At 31.4% G+C, this 26,813-nt stretch carries 27 protein-coding genes; 7 read left to right on the forward strand and 20 right to left on the reverse strand.

What is annotated here, in order from left to right; translation table 11 throughout:
* Positions 1-71: 71 nt before the first annotated feature.
* From HYI43_10230 to HYI43_10240, 3 genes are all read right to left on the reverse strand, one after another.
* Positions 72-1,736 (reverse strand): amino acid ABC transporter ATP-binding/permease protein, encoded by a 1,665-nt coding sequence (locus HYI43_10230; protein UDI78913.1) that lies wholly within the window; start codon positions 1,734-1,736, stop codon positions 72-74.
* The gene (locus HYI43_10235) at positions 1,733-3,364 is read right to left on the reverse strand and encodes an ABC transporter ATP-binding protein/permease (protein ID UDI78914.1); all 1,632 of its coding nucleotides are present in this window, start codon (positions 3,362-3,364) and stop codon (positions 1,733-1,735) included. The genes HYI43_10230 and HYI43_10235 overlap by 4 nt, the downstream gene beginning before the upstream one ends.
* A gap of 315 nt (positions 3,365-3,679) precedes the next feature.
* Positions 3,680-4,183 carry a DUF805 domain-containing protein gene (locus HYI43_10240; GenBank protein UDI78915.1) on the reverse strand — a complete coding sequence of 168 codons (504 nt, stop codon included), beginning with the start codon at positions 4,181-4,183 and terminating at the stop codon, positions 3,680-3,682.
* Positions 4,184-4,588: 405 nt separating this feature from the next.
* On the opposite strand from HYI43_10240, the gene HYI43_10245 reads away from it, so the two are divergent.
* The 4 genes from HYI43_10245 to HYI43_10260 all read left to right on the forward strand — a co-directional run bounded on the left by HYI43_10245 (position 4,589) and on the right by HYI43_10260 (position 7,383).
* A complete protein-coding gene (locus HYI43_10245) occupies positions 4,589-5,464 on the forward strand; it encodes an undecaprenyl-diphosphate phosphatase (protein UDI78916.1) in 876 nt (291 codons plus the stop codon).
* A 213-nt stretch (positions 5,465-5,677) separates the two neighbouring features.
* Positions 5,678-6,352 (forward strand): hypothetical protein, encoded by a 675-nt coding sequence (locus tag HYI43_10250; protein UDI78917.1) that lies wholly within the window; start codon positions 5,678-5,680, stop codon positions 6,350-6,352.
* Between the two features lie 6 nt (positions 6,353-6,358).
* Entirely contained in the window at positions 6,359-6,820 is a 462-nt protein-coding gene (locus HYI43_10255) for a YaiI/YqxD family protein (GenBank protein UDI78918.1), read from the forward strand.
* Positions 6,817-7,383, forward strand: a complete 567-nt coding sequence (locus HYI43_10260; GenBank protein ID UDI78919.1) for a TIGR00730 family Rossman fold protein — start codon at positions 6,817-6,819, stop codon at positions 7,381-7,383. The genes HYI43_10255 and HYI43_10260 overlap by 4 nt, the downstream gene beginning before the upstream one ends.
* A gap of 97 nt (positions 7,384-7,480) precedes the next feature.
* On the opposite strand, the gene HYI43_10265 is transcribed toward HYI43_10260, so the two are convergent.
* The 4 genes from HYI43_10265 to HYI43_10280 form a co-directional block, all read right to left on the reverse strand.
* Positions 7,481-8,026: a GNAT family N-acetyltransferase gene (locus HYI43_10265; GenBank protein UDI78920.1), complete on the reverse strand. Its 546-nt coding sequence runs from the start codon at positions 8,024-8,026 to the stop codon at positions 7,481-7,483.
* 105 nt (positions 8,027-8,131) lie between these two features.
* Positions 8,132-8,428 (reverse strand): hypothetical protein, encoded by a 297-nt coding sequence (locus tag HYI43_10270; protein UDI78921.1) that lies wholly within the window; start codon positions 8,426-8,428, stop codon positions 8,132-8,134.
* Between the two features lie 178 nt (positions 8,429-8,606).
* On the reverse strand, positions 8,607-9,155 hold the full coding sequence (locus HYI43_10275; protein UDI78922.1) for a hypothetical protein: 549 nt from the start codon (positions 9,153-9,155) through the stop codon (positions 8,607-8,609).
* A 66-nt stretch (positions 9,156-9,221) separates the two neighbouring features.
* On the reverse strand, positions 9,222-9,668 hold the full coding sequence (locus tag HYI43_10280) for a GNAT family N-acetyltransferase (protein ID UDI78923.1): 447 nt from the start codon (positions 9,666-9,668) through the stop codon (positions 9,222-9,224).
* A gap of 124 nt (positions 9,669-9,792) precedes the next feature.
* Here HYI43_10280 and HYI43_10285 point away from each other — a divergent pair, with 124 nt between their 5' ends.
* Positions 9,793-10,482 (forward strand): DUF1129 family protein, encoded by a 690-nt coding sequence (locus HYI43_10285; GenBank protein UDI78924.1) that lies wholly within the window; start codon positions 9,793-9,795, stop codon positions 10,480-10,482.
* A 359-nt stretch (positions 10,483-10,841) separates the two neighbouring features.
* On the opposite strand, the gene HYI43_10290 is transcribed toward HYI43_10285, so the two are convergent.
* The 4 genes from HYI43_10290 to HYI43_10305 form a co-directional block, all read right to left on the reverse strand.
* The gene (locus HYI43_10290; GenBank protein UDI78925.1) at positions 10,842-11,324 is read right to left on the reverse strand and encodes a DUF456 domain-containing protein; all 483 of its coding nucleotides are present in this window, start codon (positions 11,322-11,324) and stop codon (positions 10,842-10,844) included.
* The gene (locus tag HYI43_10295; GenBank protein ID UDI78926.1) at positions 11,324-12,544 is read right to left on the reverse strand and encodes a sugar efflux transporter; all 1,221 of its coding nucleotides are present in this window, start codon (positions 12,542-12,544) and stop codon (positions 11,324-11,326) included. Before HYI43_10295 ends, HYI43_10290 begins: the two co-directional genes overlap by 1 nt.
* A gap of 44 nt (positions 12,545-12,588) precedes the next feature.
* Positions 12,589-13,443 (reverse strand): LysR family transcriptional regulator, encoded by an 855-nt coding sequence (locus tag HYI43_10300; GenBank protein UDI78927.1) that lies wholly within the window; start codon positions 13,441-13,443, stop codon positions 12,589-12,591.
* Between the two features lie 197 nt (positions 13,444-13,640).
* Positions 13,641-14,243 (reverse strand): DUF402 domain-containing protein, encoded by a 603-nt coding sequence (locus HYI43_10305; protein ID UDI78928.1) that lies wholly within the window; start codon positions 14,241-14,243, stop codon positions 13,641-13,643.
* A gap of 214 nt (positions 14,244-14,457) precedes the next feature.
* Between HYI43_10305 and HYI43_10310 the strand changes: the two genes are divergently transcribed.
* Positions 14,458-15,561 carry a 5-methyltetrahydropteroyltriglutamate--homocysteine S-methyltransferase gene (locus HYI43_10310; protein ID UDI78929.1) on the forward strand — a complete coding sequence of 368 codons (1,104 nt, stop codon included), beginning with the start codon at positions 14,458-14,460 and terminating at the stop codon, positions 15,559-15,561.
* A 149-nt stretch (positions 15,562-15,710) separates the two neighbouring features.
* Here the strand turns inward: HYI43_10310 and HYI43_10315 are convergent, their stop codons facing one another.
* From HYI43_10315 to HYI43_10335, 5 genes are all read right to left on the reverse strand, one after another.
* Positions 15,711-16,193 (reverse strand): cupin domain-containing protein, encoded by a 483-nt coding sequence (locus HYI43_10315; GenBank protein ID UDI78930.1) that lies wholly within the window; start codon positions 16,191-16,193, stop codon positions 15,711-15,713.
* Complete coding sequence (locus tag HYI43_10320; GenBank protein ID UDI78931.1) at positions 16,193-16,909, reverse strand: YebC/PmpR family DNA-binding transcriptional regulator; 717 nt, start codon at positions 16,907-16,909, stop codon at positions 16,193-16,195. Before HYI43_10320 ends, HYI43_10315 begins: the two co-directional genes overlap by 1 nt.
* 243 nt (positions 16,910-17,152) lie before the next feature.
* Positions 17,153-17,512: a MarR family transcriptional regulator gene (locus tag HYI43_10325; GenBank protein UDI78932.1), complete on the reverse strand. Its 360-nt coding sequence runs from the start codon at positions 17,510-17,512 to the stop codon at positions 17,153-17,155.
* A gap of 133 nt (positions 17,513-17,645) precedes the next feature.
* Positions 17,646-19,802: a helix-turn-helix transcriptional regulator gene (locus HYI43_10330; protein ID UDI78933.1), complete on the reverse strand. Its 2,157-nt coding sequence runs from the start codon at positions 19,800-19,802 to the stop codon at positions 17,646-17,648.
* 319 nt (positions 19,803-20,121) lie between these two features.
* Positions 20,122-20,787: a Bax inhibitor-1 family protein gene (locus tag HYI43_10335; protein ID UDI78934.1), complete on the reverse strand. Its 666-nt coding sequence runs from the start codon at positions 20,785-20,787 to the stop codon at positions 20,122-20,124.
* A gap of 509 nt (positions 20,788-21,296) precedes the next feature.
* Here HYI43_10335 and HYI43_10340 point away from each other — a divergent pair.
* Positions 21,297-22,118 (forward strand): LysM peptidoglycan-binding domain-containing protein, encoded by an 822-nt coding sequence (locus HYI43_10340; GenBank protein ID UDI78935.1) that lies wholly within the window; start codon positions 21,297-21,299, stop codon positions 22,116-22,118.
* A 143-nt stretch (positions 22,119-22,261) separates the two neighbouring features.
* Here HYI43_10340 and HYI43_10345 read toward each other — a convergent pair whose 3' ends face one another.
* From HYI43_10345 to HYI43_10360, 4 genes are all read right to left on the reverse strand, one after another.
* Positions 22,262-23,266, reverse strand: coding sequence for an inorganic phosphate transporter (locus HYI43_10345; GenBank protein UDI78936.1), 1,005 nt, complete (start codon positions 23,264-23,266; stop codon positions 22,262-22,264).
* 14 nt (positions 23,267-23,280) lie between these two features.
* Complete coding sequence (locus tag HYI43_10350; protein UDI78937.1) at positions 23,281-23,898, reverse strand: DUF47 domain-containing protein; 618 nt, start codon at positions 23,896-23,898, stop codon at positions 23,281-23,283.
* A gap of 272 nt (positions 23,899-24,170) precedes the next feature.
* The gene (locus HYI43_10355) at positions 24,171-26,060 is read right to left on the reverse strand and encodes an ABC transporter permease (protein UDI78938.1); all 1,890 of its coding nucleotides are present in this window, start codon (positions 26,058-26,060) and stop codon (positions 24,171-24,173) included.
* Entirely contained in the window at positions 26,050-26,811 is a 762-nt protein-coding gene (locus HYI43_10360) for an ABC transporter ATP-binding protein (protein ID UDI78939.1), read from the reverse strand. The genes HYI43_10355 and HYI43_10360 overlap by 11 nt, the downstream gene beginning before the upstream one ends.
* Between the last annotated feature and the right edge of the window lie 2 nt (positions 26,812-26,813).

Genomic DNA, 26,813 nt, shown 5'->3' on the forward strand with positions numbered 1-26,813 from the left:
AACCTGAGGTGTCTTCTTCATAGATATCTCAGGTTTTTCGTTTTACTTTCATCTTAATTTTAAAAATTAGCTTATTTATTCTCGTTAAGTAAACGACTTAAATAACTATCTCTCTGACTTAATACTTTATAACTTCCTTGTTCAATGATTTGGCCATCAATCAAGACAATAATCTTATCAAAAGCTGGTAATAGCTGTAAATCATGGGTAGCCACTACTAATGTCTCGGCATAACTATAAATCAAATTCATGATTTTCTTAGTATTTTCTTCATCTAATGCGGTGGTTGGTTCATCTAACAACCAAACTTTGGAAGGTTTAAGTAACAATCGTGCCAATGCTAAACGTTGCATTTCCCCACCTGACAACGTACTACCATCTAGTGATAATTGGTGGTCTAAATCTAGGTGTCCTAAGTTTACGCTTTGTAAGACGCGATATATTACATCTTCCGATTCCTCTGTAAATAAATTGTAGCGAATCGTTCCATCAAACATTTGTTGAGATTGCAATAAGACATTTAATACTTCGTAACGTTCTGCTTCCATAATATTAGAAATCGTTTGACCGTAAAGTAAAGTTTCGCCCTGTTCTATATCATATAATCCACTCATAATTTGCAAAAGTGAGCTTTTACCTGAACCAGAAGGCCCGATAATAGCCACTTTTTCACCTTGACTTACGGATAAGTTGATATCTTTCAACACGGCTGTCTCTTGAAAGTCATAATTGAAAGTTAATGCGTTAATATCGAACACCTTATCTTGTTTCGTCGTTAAATGTTCATTCGATGGCACAACTGAATCATTTAATATCTCATTTAAATTTGATAAAGATTCATCTGTATCTGCTTTGTAATAAGCAAAATTACTCATCGGTACGGCTTGCTCGAATAGTGTTAACATCATTAATACGATACTCGTTAAATAGATAACGTTAAGTTGGCCATCTTTAACTTGAAGCACACTTAGTGCTAAAGTCGCAAATAATGCAATCATTGCTATTAAATTTAAAGCATAATCGTACATGGTTAGGAATTTCGTTTCTTTCGCTTGCATCTCGTCATATTGTTCTAACTGTGATAATACTTTTTTCTTATATGTTTCTGTTTGATTAAAGCGTGATAACTCGTCATATCCTTCTTTATAGTCAAAAAAATGAGTTAATGTATCCTGCTGTTGAAGCATCACTTGTTTTTTTAATACACGTGCACGTTTGGCACTTAACCACGGCACAAGCCACAAAGTACATAACATGCTAACAACAATGATCACTGCATGTGCAACACTGAAATAAATTAATGTAACGGCCGCAATGAGTGCTGTAAATCCAATCACAATAGGTGGATAATATACACGTAAATATATATTTTGTAATGCTTCCACTTTGCTAATCATTTTTGAGAGTAGATCACTAGATGAATATTTACGATAAATATTGGGCACTCTAGGTATTAATTTTTTTAAAAATTGAACCCGAACATCTCGCAACATTGTAAATGTCGTTCTATGAGATAACAATCGTTCTCCATATCGTGCAATAGCACGCATAAAACCAAATAATTTCACTGACACAACAAGAACCATCAAAGCGTATAATGGTGCACCTAAGGCACTTTCAGTTACCATATAGCCACTTAAAAAGAACATAGCTAAAGCAACCAAACCACCTGCGATACCTGTTAAAATAGCTAATATCAAATCTTTATCTGGTCGAAATTTAATTTGTGGTTTCATAATAGATCATCACCTTCTTTTAAGTTCACCGAAATGCGTTGATCGTCCTCTATTAATCGACCATGATCAATATATAAGCGACGTGTTGCTTGGCGTATGGTTGAATCACGGTGTGCAATAATAATCATTGTTGTATTTGCAAATTGTTGTGCAATCGCTTGTTGTATTACCTTTTCAGTCTCAAGATCAAGTCCTGTCGTTGGCTCATCAAACACGACAATGTCCGGCGTCATTATTAATACTCGACATAATTCTAGACGTCTCATTTGACCCCCAGACATCATCTCACCGCCCTCACCGATACGCGTATATATCCCTTTCTCTAAAGACTGCACTTTGTTTTTCAAACCAACTAATTCTAAGACATGCTTGATACGTTCGTCATCTATTTCCTTAAACATTGAAATATTGTCTTTAATTGTCGCTGAAAATATATATGGATTCTGACTAAGCATTCCAATGTTTTTAACATCCGCATTAAATGTAACTTGTCCATCTAATGGATTTAACATTTGAGTTAACAATTTAGCCAATGTGGTTTTTCCGGCACCACTTGGTCCTACAATCGCTATTTTTTCTCCTTGGCTTATCGTTAAAGATAAATCTTGAATGGCTAATTTCATTGTATTGGGATATTGATAGTTAACATTCGTCATCTTAATTTGATGTGACTGATGTGATAAGATTTCAGATGAATTTTTGCGAATAGTATCTTCAGAAGCTAAAAATTCAAAAACTACATCACTCGAACCTTCACTTTGTTTACCAGTATGGAAAGCTTGCCCTAAATCTTTAATCGCATTATAAAATTCAGGTGCTAAGATAATCGCAATTGCAGCTGTTTTGAAGTCAATATGTTGAAAGACTACCAGGCTAAGTGCCGCTTCTAAAGCAACTAAACCAATGCCAAGCATACTAATAAACTCAAGCATAAGACCAGAAAGAAATGCACTTTTAAGTATCTTCATCGTCAAATCACGAAAGCGTGTACTATCCTTATAAACTTGTGATTCAACTTGAGCAGTGCGTCTAAAGAGTTTCAAAGTAACAAGCCCTTTAGTAATATTTAAAAACCTTTGGCTAAATTGGTTTAAATACGTCATTTGGTCTTTCGATTCATCGCGTGTTTTCAAACCAAATATAATGTAAAAAAGTGGTATGAACGGTGCGGTTAAAATCATTATGAGTGCCGTATTAACATGAATAAAGCACATTGTTATGATAATCACTAAAGGGATCATCATTGATTTAAATACTTGAGGTAAATAATTCTTAAAAAATGGTGCTAAACCGTCAATTGTTTCAGTAAGTATATTAATTTGCGAACCTATTGCTATAGATGATTGTTTGGATAAAACTTGTTCGCGTAATTGATGTTTCACTTTCGATGCTAGATGGTCACCTAAACGTAAATTAAACATGTTTAAGGTTGCTCTAAGTACAAGTACAATTAAAATCACTAGAAGTAAGTGCATGATTGAATTCATATGATGATATAGAATACGATTTAAAAATTCAGCAATACTTATATTTTGCACTACAACACTTATAGCTAAAAACAAACTGACGATTCCCATTAAAATTGGAAACATTTTATATTTAAAGACTAAATTCATTAGTTTTTTCACTTTTACTTCACCTAATTTATCATTATAAGAGGTTCTTAAATATTTAGCATTTAATACATTTTGAAAATTAGTGACAATATAATGAACTTAATATTTACGATACGCGAATTAAGATTCATTTAATTTATCTATAACATTGAAAGCGTGACTTACTAATTAAGGAATTTTAATTATTAGCTTAATAAAAAAAGACAAACTTTTCTGCTACAAACGCCACAGGTATTCAAAAATCTAATCTAATGACGTTTGTATTTTTTATTACAGAAAACGTTTGTCTAAATTATGGTTTGAGGTAAAGATTTTTACTGCATGAATTTATTTGTCATTTTGAGTGTTAACAACGCAACTTCCACCATTACCGTATCGATTAGGCTCTTTATTACCTGAAGCTATAAGAACATATAATGTATAAAGGGTTACAATACCTGCGACAACAGTACCAAATATACTAGCCATTAAAGTGGCTCCCAATAATCCATGACTCTCTGTATTAGCCACTACAACAATGACTGCTAAGATGAAAGAAATAGATGCTACTAAAGTAATAAATCCACTTATATGTGCAACAATTGCTAATAGCATTGTGCGATTTGTATCATGTAAACGTCTAACCATAACAGTAAATGATGGAATCAGTATGATAATTGCAAAGACACTACTTAACGTCCCTGCTGAGAATATACCTAATAATGATGAAATTAAAAAATTAATCCAAAATGGATGCCAAAAATCTGGTCTATTTGATCGACCTTTAACATCTAAAAAGCGTGTCCAAAATTCTGAATAACTTTTTACAATCTGATTTGATGAATTATTCATATAATCCCCCGTTTATTATAAACTTACATATACAATATTATATAAACTATCATTATATGCGAAGATGAATTTATATTATTATTAGATAATACTATACAATTGATTAACTTTACTCTGTTCAAGTAGCTTTAATCTCATTCTGAGGTCTGTTGTAACAAGCTAACGATGATTAGTACATTAATATGTAGCCTGTTTCATATATTTAAATTTGGAACTAAATTTAAGCCTAATTTAGTTGTTTTAATTTCATTATTTATAATGTTAAATTTTGACTTTGACTATTACGCTTAATATCGTTAGCAATGTTTCAATTTAATGTGATATTATAATAAAGTAAATTTTAACAACAACATATTTTAAGACTACAATATTTTAAATTTTAAGAATAAAAGAAAGAGGTTACTTATGATTATTATCGAGTTTATCAAGGGCCTGATTTTAGGTATTGTTGAAGGATTAACTGAATTTGCGCCAGTTTCTTCTACTGGTCATATGATTCTTGTTGATGACATGTGGCTAAAATCAACAGAATTTTTAGGTCCCCATTCCGCATTTGCTTTTAAGATTGTAATACAATTAGGTTCTGTATTCGCAGCAGCATGGGTATTCCGTGATCGCTATTTTGAAATGTTACATATTGGTAAATATAAAAACACTTCTGTAAGTGAAGAATTTCGTTCTAAACCACGTCGTTTAAACTTATTACACGTGTTAGTTGGTATGATTCCTGCAGGTATACTAGGCGTACTATTTGATGATTTCATTGAAGAACATTTATTTAGTGTACCTACTGTTATGATTGGCTTATTCATCGGTGCCATTTATATGATTATTGCTGATAAATACAGTGAAAAACTTCCAAGCCACCAATCAGTAGACCAAATTAATTACGTACAAGCTTTTGTTATTGGTATTTCACAAGCTATAGCAATGTGGCCTGGATTTAGTAGATCAGGTTCAACTATTTCAACTGGTGTATTAATGAAATTAGACCATAAATCAGCTTCTGATTTTACTTTCATCATGTCAGTGCCAATTATGTTAGCTGCAAGTGCACTTTCATTATTGAAAAACTATCAATATATTGAACTTGCGCATATTCCATTCTACTTAATCGGTTTCTTAGCTGCCTTTATAGTAGGTTTAATCGCAATTAGAACTTTCTTACACTTAATTAATAAAGTTAAATTAATACCATTTGCTATCTATAGAATTATATTAGTTATCTTCATCGCAATTCTTTACTTTGGCTTTGGTATTGGTAAAGGAATTACAAGTTAATCATTAACTATTTCAGTGTTGGCATTTAGCTTTTAAACGTCGTCAAAGATTTAATCTTTGGCGACGTTTTTAATATTTTAAAAGACTGTTTATTTCTATTACGAGCATATAACTTATTACATTTGATATAAGCGTTCAAGCTAGTCCGTTCGTTTAGTATCATGTATCATAGGGTAATGAAGAGAAATAGTAAATCTAATGGAGGCAACGAGTATGGACAAAAAGAAAATCATTAAAACGGCAATTAATGTTTTACCAATCATTATTGTGCCACTAGTAGTAGAACGTAAACGTATTAAATCTCATCCTGAGGTTCAAAAAGCATCTAATGCAACTTCAAATGCAGGTCACGCGATTGCTGGTAAAGCTTCTGATGTTAAAGATTATCTTGGTGATAAAAAACAAGAATATGATAACAAACGTGAACTTAAAAAAATCGCTAAAGAAAATGACCCAGAATATATTGCGAAAAAAGGCGAAAAATTAGCTAAGAAAAACCGCAAAGAAGCAGACAAAATGGATAAAAAGCTTCAAAAAAATATTGATGAACGTCATAAAGAAGAAGAAAAAGCACGTGAAAAAAATGAAAAACAACGCATCAAAGATATGAAAAAAACACAAAAATATCAAGAAAAAGTTGGTTTAACACCAGGTAAACTTGACGATGAAACTGAGAAAAAAGGCGAAAAATTAGAAAAAGAGAATAAAAAAGACGTTAATAAACTAGACAAAAAACTTCAAAAGAATATTGATAAACGTCACAAAGAAGAAGAAAAAGTTCAAAAACAAGAAGAAAAATCACGTATTAAAGAAATGAAAAAATTAAAAGACTATGATGCAAATAGCGTTGTTACTCAAAATAAAATCGAAGATAACAATAAGGCATAAGCTATCATGACTCAAGTTTTAATTGACGGGGATGCTTGTCCGGTAGTTGATTCAGTAATTGAATTAACTACTGGCACAGGCATTTTTGTTACGATTTTACGTAGTTTTAGTCACTTTTCGAATAAACATTATCCCGAACATGTTAACACGGTCTATGTAGATGATGGTCCAGATGCTGTTGACTATAAAATCGTACAGCTTGCTTCGAAAGATGATATAGTCATTACACAAGACTACGGTCTCGCTAGTTTATTACTTTCAAAAGTCAAAGTGGTAATGCATCATAAAGGTCGCATTTATAATAACAATACTATAGATATGTTACTTCAACAGCGTTATAATAATGCACAAATTAGAAAACAAGGCGGTCGACACAAAGGGCCTCCCCCATTTTCAAAAGAAGATAAGCAACATTTCAAACAATCATTTGAGAAGATCATTCACCAGCTTAAGGAGGATAACGAATGAAACGAATTGCAGTTTATTGTGGTGCCAGTAAAGGAAATAATCCTATTTATGTCAAAGAAGCTTATGAGTTAGGAAAGTATATGGCCGAACAAGGATATGAACTAGTCTTCGGTGCTGGTTCTGTAGGTATTATGGGTGCCATTCAAGATGGTGTGCTAGATCATGGTGGACATGCCATTGGCGTAATGCCAAAGATGTTAGATGAAAGAGAAATTACGAGTCAAAAAGTGAGCGAACTCATACTTGTTGATTCTATGCATCAACGTAAAGAGAAAATGGCTGAACTTGCCGATGCATTTGTCATGGCTCCAGGTGGTGCTGGTTCTCTTGAAGAATTCTTTGAAACATATAGTTGGGCTCAAATCGGTATACATCAAAAACCAATCGGTGTATTCAACTTGAACGGTTTCTTCGAACCACTTCAACAGTTAATTAATAGCATGATTGAAGAAGGATTTATTGATGAAAAATATAGAAAACTTGCACCGTTATATGATACTAAAGAAGATTTAATTGAAGGTCTACTGAATTATAAACCTCTAGGCATTCGTACATATGATTAAACTAATAAAGCGACACGTACATAGAAATTTAAGTCATTACATCAGTTAGTGTTTAACTTTTAATGGATTATTTCTAGTAGCATGTCGCTTTTTTCAATTATATGGATAATTTTTTATAGTAACGCACTTGTCTTTTTAACATATGATATTTACTTAACTCAGGTAATTCAAAATTATCGTAAAATGTCATACCAAGTTTTTCCATCACTTTTCTTGAAGGTAAGTTATTTTCAGCGGTAAAACTATACACTTCTTCAATCCCTTTATCTTTCGCAAATGTCAGTACAGCAGTTGCGCCTTCAGTAGCAAGTCCATTTCCCCAGACTTCTGGAATAAGTCGCCATCCAATTTCGTATAAAGGAAGTTCATCAAATGGATATTTACTATCCTCCGGCAGATAATTCACCCCAATATAACCAAGCCATTCACCTGTTTCTTTTAATTCCACCGCAAATAAACCTATTCCTTTTTCTTTCAGAATACTATCCATCTTATTCATATCTAATTCAGAACGACGATAGCTTAATAAACTTGGAAAATAACGTCTTACTTGTGGATTAGCATTCATCTTCTGAAAAGGGAGTAAGTCTGCTTCTTCCCAATCACGTAACTTCAATCTTTCAGTTTCAATATAAACGACCATAATCAACACTCCATTGCAGAGAAAATACAATTATTAAAAAAGTGCGATATGGCAGATTATCCATAGCACACTTTAATCTTTAATTAAATTTGATTAAACAACCTATTAACCTCTAGATATATAGCTAACAAGTTTAATGTGTACTGGTATTTCTTTTAAACGGTCACGTTGATCTTTTGGTGCAATAAAAGTTGCATCTACAAAATCATTACGATGATTTAATTTAAAAGTAGCTACAAATGTATCTGTGTCTGATTCAAAATTTGGTAAATGTGCTACAACACGTTTAATTTCACCAGTTGAATCTACAATTGTACGCCCTGTTATATTTTCAATTTCACGTCCTAATTCTGGTAAAGTTATTTCGCGACCTTCTAAAATGTGGAAGTCTTGTTCATGCATTTGTCATCTCTCCAATACAGTATTTTTACTTTATAATTTATTGTAGCTAATCTATTTATCCGAATATGTAATGATCATATCCAAATTGTATTTGAATAGGTTTTACCCTTCATTTCCTTCAGTCAAACTTAATGTAGTCAAGCTTGAAAGTGAATAAGAATTTCTTTATTATCATTTATTAGTTACTGGTTTGTGATGATTGATTAGCATTGGTTTGTTGATTTGAATTACCATTACTATTTGTACTATTCTCTTTACTTGACTCAGAACGATTTGTTCCATTCATAGTATTGCTATTTGATTGTTCATTTGATGCATTTGAACTTGAGTCATTCCCATCACTAGAACGATTTGAATCATTTGAATTATTCGAGCTACTTGAGCTACTTGAACTATTCGATGAGCTATTTGATGTGTTGTTTGAATGATTTGAGCTATTTGACGATTGATTAGACTTATCGCTGTCATCATCGCTACTTTCTTCATTTTTAGCATCATCTTTAGAGGATTCTGTTGCTACAGAGTCATCTACCTCTTTTTGTAGTTTTTCTCGTTGATCATTAAGTTTTTCTTTTTTCTTCTCTAAATCTTTCTTTTGACTTTTCAGGTCATCATTTTCTTTTTGCAATTGCTTGATGTCTTTTTCTAACGATGCCCTTTCGTCACTCTTACCACAGGCAGACAACATGATAGTTGCAGACAGTAAAAGTACTAACCATTTTTTCATGTTTTTCTCCTTTAAATACAAATCAGTACTATTATTTTAACACGAATTAACGCCCTAATCATTTTATTACCTCAAGTCTTTACCCATTTTAACATGACTTACTTCATATCCTCGCACCTGGTTCATTTCAATCAAGTGCGTATGATGCGCATCAATTGTACCTTCTATGGATAAAGCTCCTTGTTTAACTGCCCATTGTTCTATTGATGATTTCAACTGTTTCGCGTATCCTTTTCCACGAAAATAAGGATCCGTATAAAGCATTTCTATAATTACTGTTTCAAAGTCTCTATTATAATGTCCCCATATAAAAGCAATTAATTGAGACAGTCCATCATCTTCTATTAAAATAACGTCCTCACTATAAGATAAACGTCGTAATATCATTTCTTGGCGTAAAGCCATCGACATCCGTGTCGCATGATAATTGATTTCACGTTGTTCTAAATAATACTCGTGAACTCTAGCTATCTTTTCTATCCATTCTTTATCTTTAATAGTTAATTTTCTCATTGTTTAAGCCTCTATTTTAATCATTATATTCTTACTGTTTCTATGATATGATTATCCATATTTAACATATAATAATCTATTATTTTAAAATTATAAAAAATATTTAAATTGAGGAGCCTAGCATATGAAGTCCACTGCGAAATTAGCACGTGAAAATAATGTAAAATCATTGCGCTTAAATAATACAGATAGAGAAATCTTCGAGAATTATATGACTTATGTGCGTGCTGATTTACGTGTGAACCCACACGATAGCGAAGTGATGTTAAGTCGCATATTAAAGAAATTATTAGCTGCTGAAAATAATGGTACATTAGCATTAGAATTTTTCAATCATGATCCTCAGGCACATGCCGAAAAAGAAATTAAATCATTACCAAATGAAACCTTCCCTAATATATTTAAGTATATCTTTAGGAATTTTATTTTTTTAATTGGCATTTTTTGCTTTTTTAAAGGATTCATTGGTTTCTTTATTGGTGGAGATAATAATGAAGTATATCTATATACCTTCCCAGTAACTGTAATTGCTGGTTTATTCATCATCTTTATGTTCATCTTAGTGATTTTTAAAACGGTCCAACTACAAAGTTTTAATAATTCCCATTGGATTTGGGGGATTAATTATTTTATTATAGCTATTTTATTAGTGGCTTTATTTTATGTCTTTTTCATACCACAGTCATTTTTGGCTTTTGGTCCATATATTTCTATTAGTAATTGGGCTTTCATTATCATTTCATTAATTATCACACCGATTGCTTTTTACATTGAACATCATTTTGTAAATAAAAATTCAAATACTATGTTGTAATAAATTTAAAAAGCTTATTAATAACACCCATATAACTTGAATGATTCTATCCTAAAACTTGATAATGCTAAAAGGGAGTGGGACAGAATTCTTGTTAAATTCGTCGTCCCACCCCCGCAAGGATGACTAGAACTGAAAAAAGCTTGATTTAAGCGCATTTTCAGTTCAGTCAGCTACTGCGAATTTGCAAAATAACATTTTTATATTTTTTTTGTCTCACCTCTTTTTTGATTTAGTTGTATAAACACTTTTAAGATTTCAGTAATAACTCAATTATTAACGCACGTATTTTGATTTAAAAAAGCGAGTTATATTCCATTTAACAATTCAGTCACCAACTGAAACATTTAGTCATGTACTTACAGTAAAATGTCTATAAAGAACCAAATCACCATAATCAACATAACTATTGCTTGTGCAACTGTACTTGCTAAAAATGCCACAACTGATCCAACACTAGCTTTCAAAGCCTTTTCAATATTAGAATCTTGAATCAATTCAACAATGAAAACAGCTATAAATGGCACGATAATGATACCGAACGGTGGCAAGACAAAACAGCCAACGATCACACCTATCAAAGCAGCATATTCACCTAACTTAGAACCACCAAAGCGATTCACAAAATATTTATTCATTACAAAGTCAGAAACTAAAATAAATATAGTTAATAGTATCATTGCTACATAGAATATCCATGATAACCCTTTATCGTGAAAGCCGCATTGATATATTAAAAATCCAATCCATAATACTAACAGTGATGGAATAATTGGCTTAATCAAACCTACAAATGCTAGAACAAATGCTAATATTATTAATATCCATAAAACAATTGACATTACTTCACTTTCACATCCGCTTCAGTAAATTTTTGATCTTTCGTAAAGAATATTAAAATCATCCCTAAGAATATAGATGTTGCTGAGACTAAGAAAACATTCTCTAAACCAACCCAGTGACTCATTGCGCCTCCTAGTAAATTTCCTAACAATTGACCAACAACCATCGCGTTGGCAAACAAAGTGGAAGCATAACCCGGGAAATCTGGTAAAATATCTTGGAAATAACTAATACCTAAACCTAATAAAATAGCTAAAAATAGCGCTAAGAAAATTTGGCCCACCATCATCATATATATGTTTTCAAATACGCCAATACTAAAGTAGAACGCACCACCACTAATTGCTCCAATAATTAAAAGTGTACGTGTAGATAACTTCGCAGATAACATACCTAAAATAACCATAAACGGTACTTCTAAACCAGCACAAAGACTTGCTAAAGTTCCGACATATCCTTCTTGTTCTTTTAAATAATTTGTCACAAAAAGAGGCATGTTCATTGTATACATCCATTGACCAATGTGTAATAGAATAAAGGCAATAAATGGTATAAATAATGTTTTATCTTTCAACATATTAGGTGCTGTCTTTTCAATATTAGTCGTTCCCCCCACTTGCTCTTTAGGAGATAAATTTAAATCTTTATAGAAAAATATTTGCAAGACAAGCGTAAATAGTAAGATTGCTACAGTCCCACCGAATAATCCTGCATAACCCATAAATTGTATTAAATACGCACCTATTAATGGCCCAAATAAAAAACCAAATGAAAACATTGAACGTAAAACTGTATTGGCAAATTTAGCATTATTTCTAGAAGAAGAGACATTAATCGACTCCCGTGCGGAAGCATACAACTGAGGCATTGCTGGTGCAAATAACCCTTGGAAAATAGCATAAACGATAATAAATAACCAGATGTTATGAATATAAAAGTATATTGAAAAGCTTATCGCACCCATCATGAGTGCACTAATAATAAGTATCTTCCTATTAATATGATGCGTATCTGAAAAACGCGCTACGATAGAATTCACAGTAAATTGGCTAATCGCTGCTAAAGCTAATAAAATACCAAATTGATTCGTAGACATACCCAATTCATTCGTTGCAAATAAAACAAAATAAGGTACTGTGATTGCAATACCCATCCCTAAAAGCATCATATTTACGACAAATAATTTATAGTTTTTGATGTGCAATAGTGCTACAAACATCGTTTCACCTCTATTCTCTATATTATTGTAAAATCTCTACACTATTATCGAATAAAATTAAGCATCAACGTAACAAAAGATTCCACTTGTGGGAGCTGTAACATACTACTGTCATAACTCATATAAGTCGATCTGATAAGCGGTTGAGCGTCAATATTAACCTTTTTAAACTCAAACATATTTTTATCTATATTCTTCAACATTATTTCAGGTAAAATGGTTACTCCTACGCCACTGACTAACATTTCTTTACATGTTGCTACCTGGTCAACCGTAATCGTCGCATGGTAGTCGCGACCAAGATTTTCATTGTACCATTCCTTAATTTGGTTAATATAAATTGGGTCAGCTTGAAACTCTATAAATGGTAATTTTGATACATCATCACGTTTTTCCTTAGGATAGATAAAGTAATGATCGTCATCAAATAAATGTGTATTAGCTAAATTCATTACTTTATTACCGCGTGTTATCATGACATGATAATCTCTATGATTTGCTTTGATTTGCTCAGTAGAGCCAACTTGCACCTGGATTTCAACATTTGGAAATTGAGAATTATACAAACTTAAAACTTCAGGTAACAAAGTTTGACCAATAAGGGATGAACAACCAATTGATATCGTACCATTAACCTCTCCGATATGCGCTTGCATTTTATCGAAAAACAAACGCTCACGCTTTAACATATCGCGTGCATGTTCAATAATCATGGCACCCTCAGTTGTAGTAATCAACTGTTTCTTTGTTCGAATAAAAATATCCACGCCAAACGCATTCTCAATTGCTTTCAAACGTTGCGTTACAGCTGGTTGTGAAATATACAGTATTTCAGCTGCTTTACGTAGCGTCTTTGTTTCATCTAAAGTAATAAGTAATCGATAATCTTCAATTTTCATAGTTTCCCCCTACTTATGTATATCCATGTCTATAAGTACGACAGATCAATAAACCACTTTAACATGAATGTAACTGGCATCTTCATTTATACATAATACGACTCTTTCCTAACTCATATTAAATATTGATAGCGACATTTAGTTTAAATGCTAGATATCATCATTTTAAATATCATTCTCTTTTTCTTTAGCAAACACTATTTATGCCAGTTTTTATGATTTTGCATATGATTCTTATATGTTTTTTTGTAGTTAGGTTTCTTCAACTTACTTACCATTTTGTTATAACAATACATAATACGACTATTCACATCTTCGAAATTCTCATTGATGTCAATCATTAATTGATGCGCAATCACATATGCTTCATGATATTGCTTTTTAGTGATTTGACCATTTTTCAAGGCAAGTTCTAGATCATTCTCATCAACTAATTCGTATTCTCCAGTCGAAGGTAACACAAGTACATCCAAGAATAAATCTAATGTTCGAGCGTTCCCTTTTTGCGTAATATTTTTAATATTGATATCGAAATAGTACTCCAATGGATTACCTTTATCATCAAACATAGCAGTAATGCTATAACGTTTCTTTTCCGGCAAAATTTGTAACCATTGATAATTGTCATTGGCAACAATTATATTCTGGCCTACTACCGTCACCTCTAAAGGTTCACGTACCTTTTTCATCGTGACCAAGCCAATAATACCCTTAAATCTATTATTATTTACCTTAACTTCTATATAATCACGTTCAATTAGGCGACGCCAGTGACGTTTATCTATATATTTGATTTTCATAAAGCCACCAACTCCTTGTCATTATTATATTAAACTGACCTATTGATGTCATCTTTAGTCATACTTGTTTGTAATACGCACATAATAACTAAATTTTTTTCATATTCATTTTACTACATCTCTTCAATTTTTAGGGAAAATTGACAAAAATACTCGTATTTGATAATTTAATTTTATATTGTCAGAAAATTCTAAATAAAGCGAGGTAATGAAAATGCCTAATAGACCGTTTAAAGCAGATCATGTCGGAAGTCTTTTACGTCCAAAAAGATTAAAAGAAGCACGTGCAAAATATAATCATAACGAAATCAGTGCTACTGAACTCAAACAAGTAGAAGATGAAGAAATTGAACGCATTATTGAAAAACAACTGAAGATTGGTTTACATAGCATTACAGATGGTGAATTTCGTAGAAGTTGGTGGCACTTTGACTTCTTAGAAAATATTGATGGGGTACAAGGATATACGCCTGATCATGGTTTAGAATTTGAAGGTGTAGAAACACGTCCGCATAATGTGAAAATTGTAGATAAAGTTAAGTATAATCCTAACCATCCTCACTTTGACCATTTCAAGTTCTTATATGACAAAGTGAATGGTCGTGCTACCGCAAAAGTATCAATTCCAAGCCCAAACCAATTATTTCACCCTAACATATTAAACGAAGACATTTATCCAAATATTGAAGATTTTGCTCATGATATTTCTGGAGCCTATCGTCAATCGTTGCAACATTTTTATGATTTAGGTGCAAGATACATACAAATTGATGATGTATATTGGGCTGGTTTGACTGAAGGCAGTCAAAAAGTACGTGGCCGTCAACGTACAGATGAAGAGAAAGTTCATGCGCGTGAGTTAGCCTATAAAGTAGTGAATGATGCAGTTCAAGGATTACCAGATGATTTAATTTTAACGACGCATATTTGCCGTGGTAATTATCAATCAACATGGGCCATTTCAGGTGGTTATGAAGCCATTGCGCCTTATCTTTTTAAAGAACACCTAGATGACTTCTTCTTAGAATATGATGATGATCGCTCTGGTGATTTTGAGCCTCTACGTTATTTTAATAAAGACGCATATGCCGTACTCGGTTTAATCACTTCTAAAACACCTAAGCTTGAAGATAGAGCATTGATTAAACAACGTATTAAAGAAGCACAACAATTTGTCGATTTAGAACATATCTGTTTGAGTCCGCAATGTGGATTTGCTTCTACTGAAGAAGGAAACCAACTTACCGAAGATGAACAATGGGCTAAATTATCATATGTTGTAGAATTAGCAAATGACTTATTAGGTGGTGCGAAATAATTATGTTTTCATAAATGAAGACAGATAGTAACGTGATGAATTGACATCAAAGTAAGTCATTATAAATATTTTATTTAATACGAAAATATAGCTGTGAAGACATATCGAATATATAGATATCTTTACAGCTATTTTTAATAGGTTTATCATTATTTATTTTTTAACGCATATTGTTTAATAATCGCTTCGTGTTGAGGATACATACTATATAACTCATCTTGAGTAAATAATTCAAAGTGATTAAATTCAAATGCTGGTTGACACATACATCCAACCAAACTATAACCTTCTCTATCAGTTAAACTTGAAGCAAAAATAGTACCTTTAGGCACCAAATATTGCAATACCTCACCATTTTCAATTGAATTACCTAATTGCACAGTTTGATAATCTCCCTGTGGCGTAATCATATGAATGGTTAAGGATTCACCTGCATGATGGTACCAAACTTCGTCAGCATCAATTCGATGAAAGTGTGATATATCACCGGTATTCAATAAAAAATAGATACTACTAAATGGCGCACGTTGCGTCTCATCTGTTTCTTCTCGGATTGTTTCTTTAAAATAGCCACCTTCTGAATGTGGTGTGAGATTGAGATGTTTAATCCAGTAATCTGCAGTCATTGTCATTATTTTAAGTCCACATTATGGAAGACGTTTTGTACATCTTCGAGTTCTTCAAGTGCATCGACTAATTTTTCGAATGTCGCTTGGTCTTCTTCTGACAATTCAATATCAGTTTGAGGTAACATTTCAAACTCAGCAATTTTAAAGTCTTCTACGCCAGATTGACGTAAAGCATCTTGAACTTGTGCGAATTGGTCTGGTTCAGCATAAACAATTGTAATGTCGCCTTCTTCAACAACATCTCTAACGTCAACATCTTGTTCCATTAAGGTTTCTAGGACATCATCAACTGATTTACCTTCAATACCAAAAGTAGCAGTATGATCAAACATATAAGCAACTGAGCCAGATACACCCATATTACCGCCATTTTTACCAAATGCTGCTCTTACATCTGAAGCAGTACGGTTAACGTTATTTGTTAAGGCATCAACAATAATCATTGAACCACTTGGACCAAAACCTTCATAACGCAATTGATCATAGTTTTCTTCGCCAGCACCTTTGGCTTTATCAATCGCTTTATCTATAATGTGATTGGGTACTGAATATGTTTTAGCTCTTTCAAGTACTAATCTTAATGCTTGGTTAGCTTCTGGATCAGGTTCACCTGATTTAGCTGCTACATAAATTTCTTTACCAAATTTCGCATATATTCTACTAGTATTTTTATCTTTTTGGGCTTTTTTCTCTTTAATGTTGTTCCATTTACGTCCCATATTGTCATCTCGCTTTCATACTCAATAATCCTTATTATATAGCATTCTCAATACATTGTCTAAAGTGATAAATTTTTTCATTTTAAAAGTAAAACATTTATTATATTTGAAAATGAATATAAAATCTGAGCAAAAAAGACAGTCATTTATTTATAGCGAAATATACAAAAAGACAAATGCTATAAGAAAGTAAAAAATCTGAGACAATCGTCCCAGATCCTTTACTTTCCCATTAATTTTTAATTAAATGTCTAAAAATTCTTCAACATCATTAAATAAAGCATCGAATTTTTCAATATTTGTTTTATCCATGTAGATATATATTTTTCTTTCATCTTCAGTTGATCGAACCTTACTTAATCTTTCTTTTTCTATAAGTCGTCGAATTGAAACTAACAATTTAGTTCTACTTAAATCCAACTCGCTTATTGCAATTTTTAAAAAGTTTTGCATTAACATTTGTTCGTCCGCGATATGTTCATGAGCTAACTTTAATAGAGCTAAATCATTTAATGTCAACTTATATTGTTTATCTATATATTCCGACAATGCTTTATATTGTTTGTAGAATTCTAGCAATTTATTCAATTTTTCATTGTTCAATGCTTCTTGCACCTCCAAATATAAGCAGACAACTTACTTACTATTATCCTTTATATTTGAAAGCCTGTCCTTTAACTTTGTTTTGAAATTTTTGTTAGATTTACTAACAAAGACAAATATTGTTGTACAACGCTTATTTTTCTTCCTTTTTATAAATTTTAACTATATATAAAGCATTATAATTCAAATGAATTTTTAAAGGCTCTCTTTTGAAGTCATGTTCAATAATTCGATAACTTGGATGCATTAAATAATCCATTTTTCTTAAAAATTGATTTGTCCATTCATATTTTTCACGTATATTTTGCGAAATCACATGATTGATATTGCCATGATAATCATCGATAAGTTGAATTTTAACGAGATAGTTATCTTTCAATTGTTCATCTTTAAAATCAATATAAACATCGGTTTGATCATAATCAATATCTTTCGATTCGCTTTCAAGTACTCTCCAATCATAAATAAAAACAGAATATTTATTTTCGTCGTCAATAATAATATAGTTTTCATTTATTAATTTAGGCTTCAAACTAATTTTTAACAGTTGCTCAATCATCGTTCCTAAAATGGATTTAAAGCCATTTTTATCGAAAATATGTAATGCATTAAATAAACTCGCATTATTTTTAAAATTAAAACCGATACCATTAAAATAAGAAGCAGTTTTGACTAACGTTTCAATGAGTAAAGGCGCACTATTGTTCAAATCATTATATTTATTATTTAAGAATTTGTGATTTTCAAAGTTTAAAAATATAAATTTTTGCTCTTCTAAATCAATTTGTTTTAATATTTCTCGTATATTTTGATAACGTAAAATATTTTTAACCAATAAATGTTCATTTTGTTCTATTAAGTATGGCATTTTTAAATTCGCATTATCTATATATAAAAACTTAAAATTAATTCGTTTAATCTGTGACTCTAACGTTTTAAATAATACTGGATTATTTAACAATTCACTAATTTCTAAACCAAACGAAAATCGCTGCGTTTTATGTTGAATTTTTAAAATCACTCTATAAATGTCTTTCAAATTAATTTCTTTTAAATCAAAAACAAGCCCTAATTCTTGTCCACCTTGTAGCGGAATTTGATGTGCCTTGAAATACTCTACGATATCTTCATAATTTGACTCCAAAAAATCGGTCAAACTTAAATCTTCTAATCTAAAACTTACATTTAAGTTATTCTTTATAATGCATTCAAATAATTGCTGTCTTTCTAATTTAGTCATTCGACTTTTAATATCGCGCATATCTACTTTTAAGTAAAACATCAATGTCGAATTATCTTCATAAAGCGGTCTTGCATAATCTTTCAAAAATAATAATTTTATCTCCTCAATCGTGTTAATTTGTACGACTAAGTGATATGGATTAACCGTTGATTCTATTTTAGAATCCACATAGATTTTATGTTCAGTTAGTCGTTGATAATAACTCTGTTTACTTTCAACAATATGATGAATATGGTCGATACTATCATCAATATGATTCTCGTAATCCATAAGAATCATTTTTTCATGCTTATCACAGGAACGATAATCGTTAGGTGTTAGTCCAACATAAGTTTTAAACGTTTTTGAGTAGCTTGACGCATTACTAAAACCAACTTTTTCACTTATTAAACTAATCGTATTATCAGTAGTTAATAACCATTCAAATGAATTAGCTATTTTAAGTGTATCAACATACGTTTTAAAGCCCATATGTAGTAATTGATTGAATTGTGCTGATAAATTAGATTTAGATGTATACAATTTTGCAGAGATATCTTTTAACGTAAGCTTTTTAGTAATATTACTATTAATATATTCTAAAATTTGACTTAATTCTCCATAATAAGAGAAATTATATTGATTATTTGCGATTATCTTCTCAATACTACCTTCTTTTCCTAAGATATTGGCTATTTCAATAATATGTTTTGCATCTTCCGATTCAGAAGCTACATTCAAATGATTTACAGCAAGTTGGAGCAATGACCGTTTGATCGCATTGACTGACTTAACCACATTTGTTGAATATTTATAGTCGAAGAAGTCAAATCCTTCATCTCTAAACCAATCACTCGCAATATATAGCATTATTGTCTTACTATTTTCTTTTATTGAAAAAATATCAGTATTATTAATAATGTAAATGTCATTCTTAATTGAAACGGACTTAGTAAAATGTTGAATTTTAAGTTGTCCTTCAATAGGAAATAGCAGAATGATTCCATCTTGGCAACGTGTCATTTTATATTCATGTTTAGTTAATATGTGGAAGTAGGCATTAGACATTGGTTAACCTCTTTCTATTCATGATAGCCTCTCTTTTAGTTGTACGTATTTATGCATTAGGAATGTGACATTGTTTTAATGTGTAAATGTAAATTTACCACAACATTAATGACAAATCAAAAATGCAAATTTATATAAATTAAATTCGTTTTTTTATTATTTTCCTATTCAAATGGGTTAAAAAAAGATGTCACGTCATTGCCTTCATCTTTTAATAAAGTAACTTCGCTTCATTAAGCATTACTTTATGTGATGGATATAATTGAAAACAATTCGTTAACATCTCAAATATATAATAGTTCATTATATGTGTTCTTTTTTAATTTTTAAAGCGATTTGCAAGTCTTAATACATCTCTTATTATATTTAATAAGTTTATAAATAAATTAAAGCCCATTTCTCGAGGTGAAAAGTTACCTCGCTTCATTCGATTAAAATCATACAATGTATATAGTAAAAACAATAGCAATCCTATAATCGTTATTGCCGTATGATAAATTGGATTATGAATAAACATGCCGATTAATCCACCAATAATTAATGCGATTAAGGCCACAAATAAATATTTACCAATACTAGAAGCATCATTAATAATAAAATAGCCTAATAACCCAAAAACAATAAATGCACCTATGGCTAATAAAACATTTTTATAAAATACTTCTGGTCCTAAGTTTTGCATATACGTTGTAAACGTCGCATATGATAATAGCCCCACTATAATGGCATATATATGTGATATGACCAATCCATATTTACGTGCGCGTTGAATAAATAACGTTGCTAATATAAGCACAAACAATGCTATTGATAATAGACGTCTCCATTCCAGTGGTAAATATTGTCCAAAATAACAACCTATTCCAAATATGATCCAATAATACATGAAAAATAACCATACTTTAGCATAGGCATGAGATTTTTGTTTGTCATGAGCTGTATTATTAGACGATGTGTGTGATGTTGTATTTGAAGAATGCACCATAAACTTATCCCCTCCTTATGTATTCGCGAGTAGTCAATTTGATTGTAACTTATTCTTTTATTTTTTCAAAAAGTTGACCTTAAAGATTATTAGTTGATTTAAACATTATTATCAACTTGTTCTTACACTTATTTCAATCGCAAATATAATTTATCGCAATTAGATTTCTTACAACTATAAAACCTATGGTTGAGCCATTTATAAACTCAAAATACCTATCATTCACCTCAGGATGATGTCACAAAATATTACAGATTTATTCTTTTAAAATTGAAATATATTACTTTGATATAGTTTGAAGTCACGTGTGCCAACGTTTCAAAGTTTTTTACAAAAAACAGGCAAAATATTAATAATATTACAAGATAATAACAACACCCACATTATCCTTCTTTTTTGTTAGTATAAATACGTGATATATGTGAATGAATTTATAAAAGGTAAATAAAGAATTTAGGAAAATAAATTCTATTTAATTAAAATAAATAGTTTCAAGGAGGACATCAAGTTTGAAAAAGTTAGCAGTCGCAGTTTCTGTTGCATCTGGAGCAGTCGCAGTATTTTCTAACCACCATGCTGAAGCATCCACACAGCATACTGTTAAATCTGGCGAATCACTTTGGAGCATCGCAAATAAATATAATACATCCGTAGATAGTATCAAAAAAAATAATAACCTTAGTAACAATTTCATTTTCCCTGGACAAGTGCTTACTATTGGGGGCAACAGTAATAGCACATCAAGTACAGGTTCAAATGCGACTTCATCTTCATCAACGTATACCGTTAAATCTGGTGATTCTTTATACGCAATCGCTAACAAATACGGCGTAAACGTTAATGCATTGATGAAAGCCAACAACTTAAATGGTTATTTAATTACACCTAACCAACAATTAAAAATTCCAAGTAATTCTACAACAGTTGCACCAACTAAAACAAATCCTAATGTAAGCAATACAGGTGGCGGTAGTGGTGGTTACTCTAGCCCAACATTTAGTCATCAAAATTTATATACTACTGGTCAATGTACTTGGTATGTATTTGATCGTCGTGCTCAAGCTGGTTTACCGATTAGTACTTACTGGTCAGATGCAAAATACTGGGCTGGTAACGCAGCTGCTGACGGTTATACAGTAGACCATAACCCATCAGTTGGTTCGATTATGCAAACAACAACTGGTTATTATGGACATGTAGCATATGTTGAGCGTGTTAATGCTGATGGTAGTATTTTAGTATCAGAAATGAATTACGCAAATGGTCCTTACAATACAAATACGCGTACAATTCCTGCATCAGTTGTTTCTAGTTATAACTTCATTCATTAATAAATATACTATATAATTTAAATACAGCAATTCCAAAATGACTTTGCTTAAAGTTCATTTTGGGATTTATTTTTATGTATTAATAGCAACACAAAAATGCTAGCGAGTTACATCGCTAGCATTTTATTTAACCTATATCTTTTCTATAAGAAAATATTCATAATCCAGAAAATTACTGCTGCTAATAAAGCAGAAATCGGTAATGTAATTACCCATGTAATAATCATACGTTGTGCTGTACTCCATTTAACACCTTTAGCTCGGTTAGAAGCCCCAACACCAAGGATTGAAGATGATACAACATGTGTTGTAGATAATGGGAAGTGTAATCCTGATGCCACAAAAATAGTTAAAGCTGAAGATATGTCAGCTGCCGCACCATTAGCTGGGCGAATTTTCATAATGTTTCCACCCACTGTTTTAATAATCTTCCAACCACCAATAGCAGTACCAAGACCCATAGCCGTTGCACAGGCCATTTTAACCCAAAGTGCTGGTTCAACATTTGAAGGATCTTGTACATTTGCTACAATCAAAGCCAATGTAATGATACCCATTGATTTTTGCGCATCATTTGTACCATGTGAGAATGATTGTAATGCTGCAGTAAATACTTGGAAGAATCGGAAGTTACGATTGGCTCTAGTAAGGTTAGCATTTTTGAACACAATTTTAACGATTGTATACATAATGAAACCTACACAGAATGCAATAATCGGTGAAATAATTAATACGATGATGATTTTAGTGAAACCTTGATAATGAAGTACACTAAAGCCTTGAGCCGCAATCGCTGCACCAGCGATAGAACCAATTAATGCGTGTGATGAAGAACTTGGAATACCATATAACCATGTTACTAAATTCCAAATAATTGCTGCTAAAATAGCGGCTAATACGACGATTAAGCCATTATGTAATTTAAATGGATCGACGATGTCTTTCGTAATTGTGCCGGCAACACCTGTAAATGTTAAAGCCCCAACAAAGTTCATAATAGCTGCTAAGAAAATGGCAGTTCTAGGTGTTAAAGCACGCGTCGATACTGCTGTAGCAATCGCATTGGCTGTATCATGGAAACCATTGATAAAGTCAAAGATTAAAGAAAATATAACGATAGCTATAGTGATAATTACTACATATTCCATAAATTAAAACTCCCTTAGCTATTTTTCATGATAATCGTTTCAAAATTATTTGCTACAACTTGACATTTATCTGCGATTTCTTCCATGCTTTCATAAATATCTTTTATTTTAATTAAAGTGATTGGATCTGTTTCACTATTAAAGATGTGTTTAATTGATTGTCTTAAAATACCATCACAATTTGTTTCAAATTCTTTAATGTTAATTGAATGAATGCGCATATGTGATAATTTTTTCTCTACTAATAAACCAACAGCTAATTTCATTTCTGCTACAGCTTTTTGAATATTGTCAACGAATTCTGCCATGTACTCGTCAGTATATTCGATTGAATACATTTCAAACATGCCTGAAGTCTCTTCCATAGCATCAAGTACATCATCAATTGCATTACATAGAGATAAAATATCTTCACGTTCGATAGGTGTAATAAATGTTTGATTTAAATCTGTAATCACTTGATGCATTAATTCGTCACCATGTGACTCATAAGTCTTAATATTGTCAGAATAAGCTTTTAAATCTAAATGCGTATTGAAGTCCATTTTCCCGAATTCAACTGCTGCACGGTCCAAATTGAATACCATTTCTTCTAATTGAACCATGAACTTATCCTTTTTCTTAGTAAACATTATAAAGCCTCCATTATAGCGATTGATAACAATCACATAGTTAATTTTTTCTTGTAAGACAACTTTAGCTAAAGAATACATTTACAATAAGAACTTTTCAAAAGCCTATTTTCTGACTATTTGTAAATTTTATGTAAATATAATGTTTTACTGAATTTTACGTAATACTCCATTACTTAATTTGTCCCTACTTGAAAATATCACAAAATTTACATAACTACAATTGCATTTACAAATTCTTTACAAACACGAAATATTAACTAAACATCTTCTTAAATTGAATGATTAATTGTACGTTTAGAATGATTATATGCAATGATAGCAAAAACACTGTAAATAAGGGTGTAAATAGCCATAACAACATAAATAGGTTGTTCATTATCAAAGCCAATTATCTTCATAAACACTAATGAAGCAAAGTAAGCATGTAACAATGCAATAATTAAAGGTAAACCAAAATTGAAGGCTACTTTAAGTTTTAAGCCTTTTGACATATCCTTTTGTGTAAATCCTAATTTACGTAAAACAGAATAACTTTCTAATTCATCTTCAGTTTCATCTATTTGTTTTATATAAATGATACAACCGGTAGCAATTAAGAATGCGATACCAAGGAAGGATGTTACAAATAATAAAATGCCCGTTAAACTAGAAATTTCACTTATGACTTCACTACGTGTTTGTACATTACCATTTAGGTTGCTAGTAATTTTTTCTAGTCTCGGTATATCTTTATTATGTCTTAAATCGAAACCATATTGAGATACCACATTTTTACTTTTTGAATGTGCTTTTAAATAGTTATAGTCATCATTGTTTAAAACGAGTGTAGGACCACCTAAATCAATGCTTTCTTTAAAGTAAATTTTATTCATCACTTTATTTAACTTAATTTTAACATGATGCTTTTTCGTACCTATAGATGCTTTACCCTTCGCTCTATGATTGGTTAAGTCATGTATTAAACCTTCTGGCATAATTAAGTTAGCTTGTCCCTTTTCCAAAGAAATATTCGAAAAGAAACTTGCACTTGTTATACTAACAACATAAGGGTGTGCTTGATTCGTATCAAATAAGTGATCCTTATATAAATGAGAATATACAATTTCTTTATAATCAAAACTAAAAGGAATATGTTCGCGTTCTAATTCAAACCCTAATTCATTTGCAAGTTTCTCATTTTTTAATGTTACTTCATGCGGAGATTCTAGTAATACTTCGTTACTAAGTGAACCTCTACTGATTGCCGCAAAACATAATACCGATACAGTAATTGCTGAAATGATTGCCATAACCGTTAATGAAAAGGCATTCTTCCGAATACGGAACATTAATGACGATGTAAAAATAACATCATTAACAGTAACATTTCCACCTTTAAAATGACGAAACATCTTCAAGATAAGGGAAACTGTACTTCTAAAGAAGAAATAAGCACCTATCACAGTTAAAAATAAAATAACAAAAGGCATGACTATATCATCGATTACCTCTATATAACGCGTTGATAAATAGTACCCTGTTAAGATGAATGCAATGCCTAAAATACCTAGTACGACTTCACCGATTGAAATATTGACATTATTATCGTCAATACTTTCATCAAATGTCATCAAATTCTTAAGAGACGTTTTATATAAATAAATCGTAGCTTGTATAATGATGAAGATGTACGCGACGACTAAAATAAATAATGTCTGTGCAATAGCTTGGAAGCTAAATATAAAAGATACCGACGTATGTATGCCTAATAGTTTAAGCACAATCATTAATAAAATTTTAGAACCTAAAACGCCAATAATAACACCTAATATAGCAGTTATAATAAAGATGAAAAACTGTTCAATCATTAGCATATAAATGATGCTTTTTCGATCTAAACCTACTGTTTGTAATAAACCAAATTCATAGCTACGTCGTTTTATAAACAGCATATTCGAGTATAAAATAAAGACGACAATAATGATGAATAAAAAGTAGCTCCCAACTTGAGAGCCTTGTCTTATCATAGAAAGTGATTGATGCACATGTAAATGATGTACATATTTAATTGTAATAAAACTAAAGAATAAGACGATACTTAAAATGAGCGAAAAAATATAAATAGCATAGTGTGTGAGATTCTGCTGAAAATTCTTCCAAATAATGTGACTAAAACTCATATATCATTCCACCTAATATACTTTGTGCTCGCAATATTTCTTTATGGAACGTTTGTTTATCATCTTCCCCTTGATATAATTCAGTGAAAATTTGGCCATCTTTTAACATAATCACTCTATCTGAGAAACTTGCAGCTAACGGATCATGCGTGACCATCACTATTGTTGCATGATACAAATCATTAATCTTTTGAAAGCGTTCTAATAAATCACGCGTATTTTTAGAGTCTAAAGCACCTGTAGGTTCATCCGCGAAAATAATCTTAGGATATGTTATAAACGCTCGAGCAGCAGATGTTCTTTGGCGTTGACCTCCTGAAATATCTGATGGATATTTATCACTAATATCATAGATGTTAAGCGCTTTTGTGATACGTTCATAACGTTCATTCATTTCTTTTTTATCTAGTTTTTGAACAGATAACGGTAACATAATGTTTTCTTTAACTGTCAAAGTATGCAATAAATTATATTCTTGAAAAATAAAACCAATTTCTTTTTTTCTTATTTCGGACAATGCTTTATTTGATAACTTCTCTAACTGTTGATCTCCTAAAATAATCGATCCATGCGTCAAATAGTCGATTGAACTTAGTACATTTAACAACGTTGTCTTGCCTGACCCTGAAGGCCCCATGATAGAAACAAACTCTCCTGCTTCAATAGATAGGTCGATATTCTTTAATACTTCTTGTTCAGTTTGTTGACTACCATATGTTTTGGCTATTTGTTTCGCTTGTAAAATTGCCACGT

The sequence above is a fragment of the Staphylococcus taiwanensis genome (assembly GCA_020544305.1).
GTDB classification, from domain to species: Bacteria; Bacillota; Bacilli; order Staphylococcales; family Staphylococcaceae; genus Staphylococcus; species Staphylococcus taiwanensis.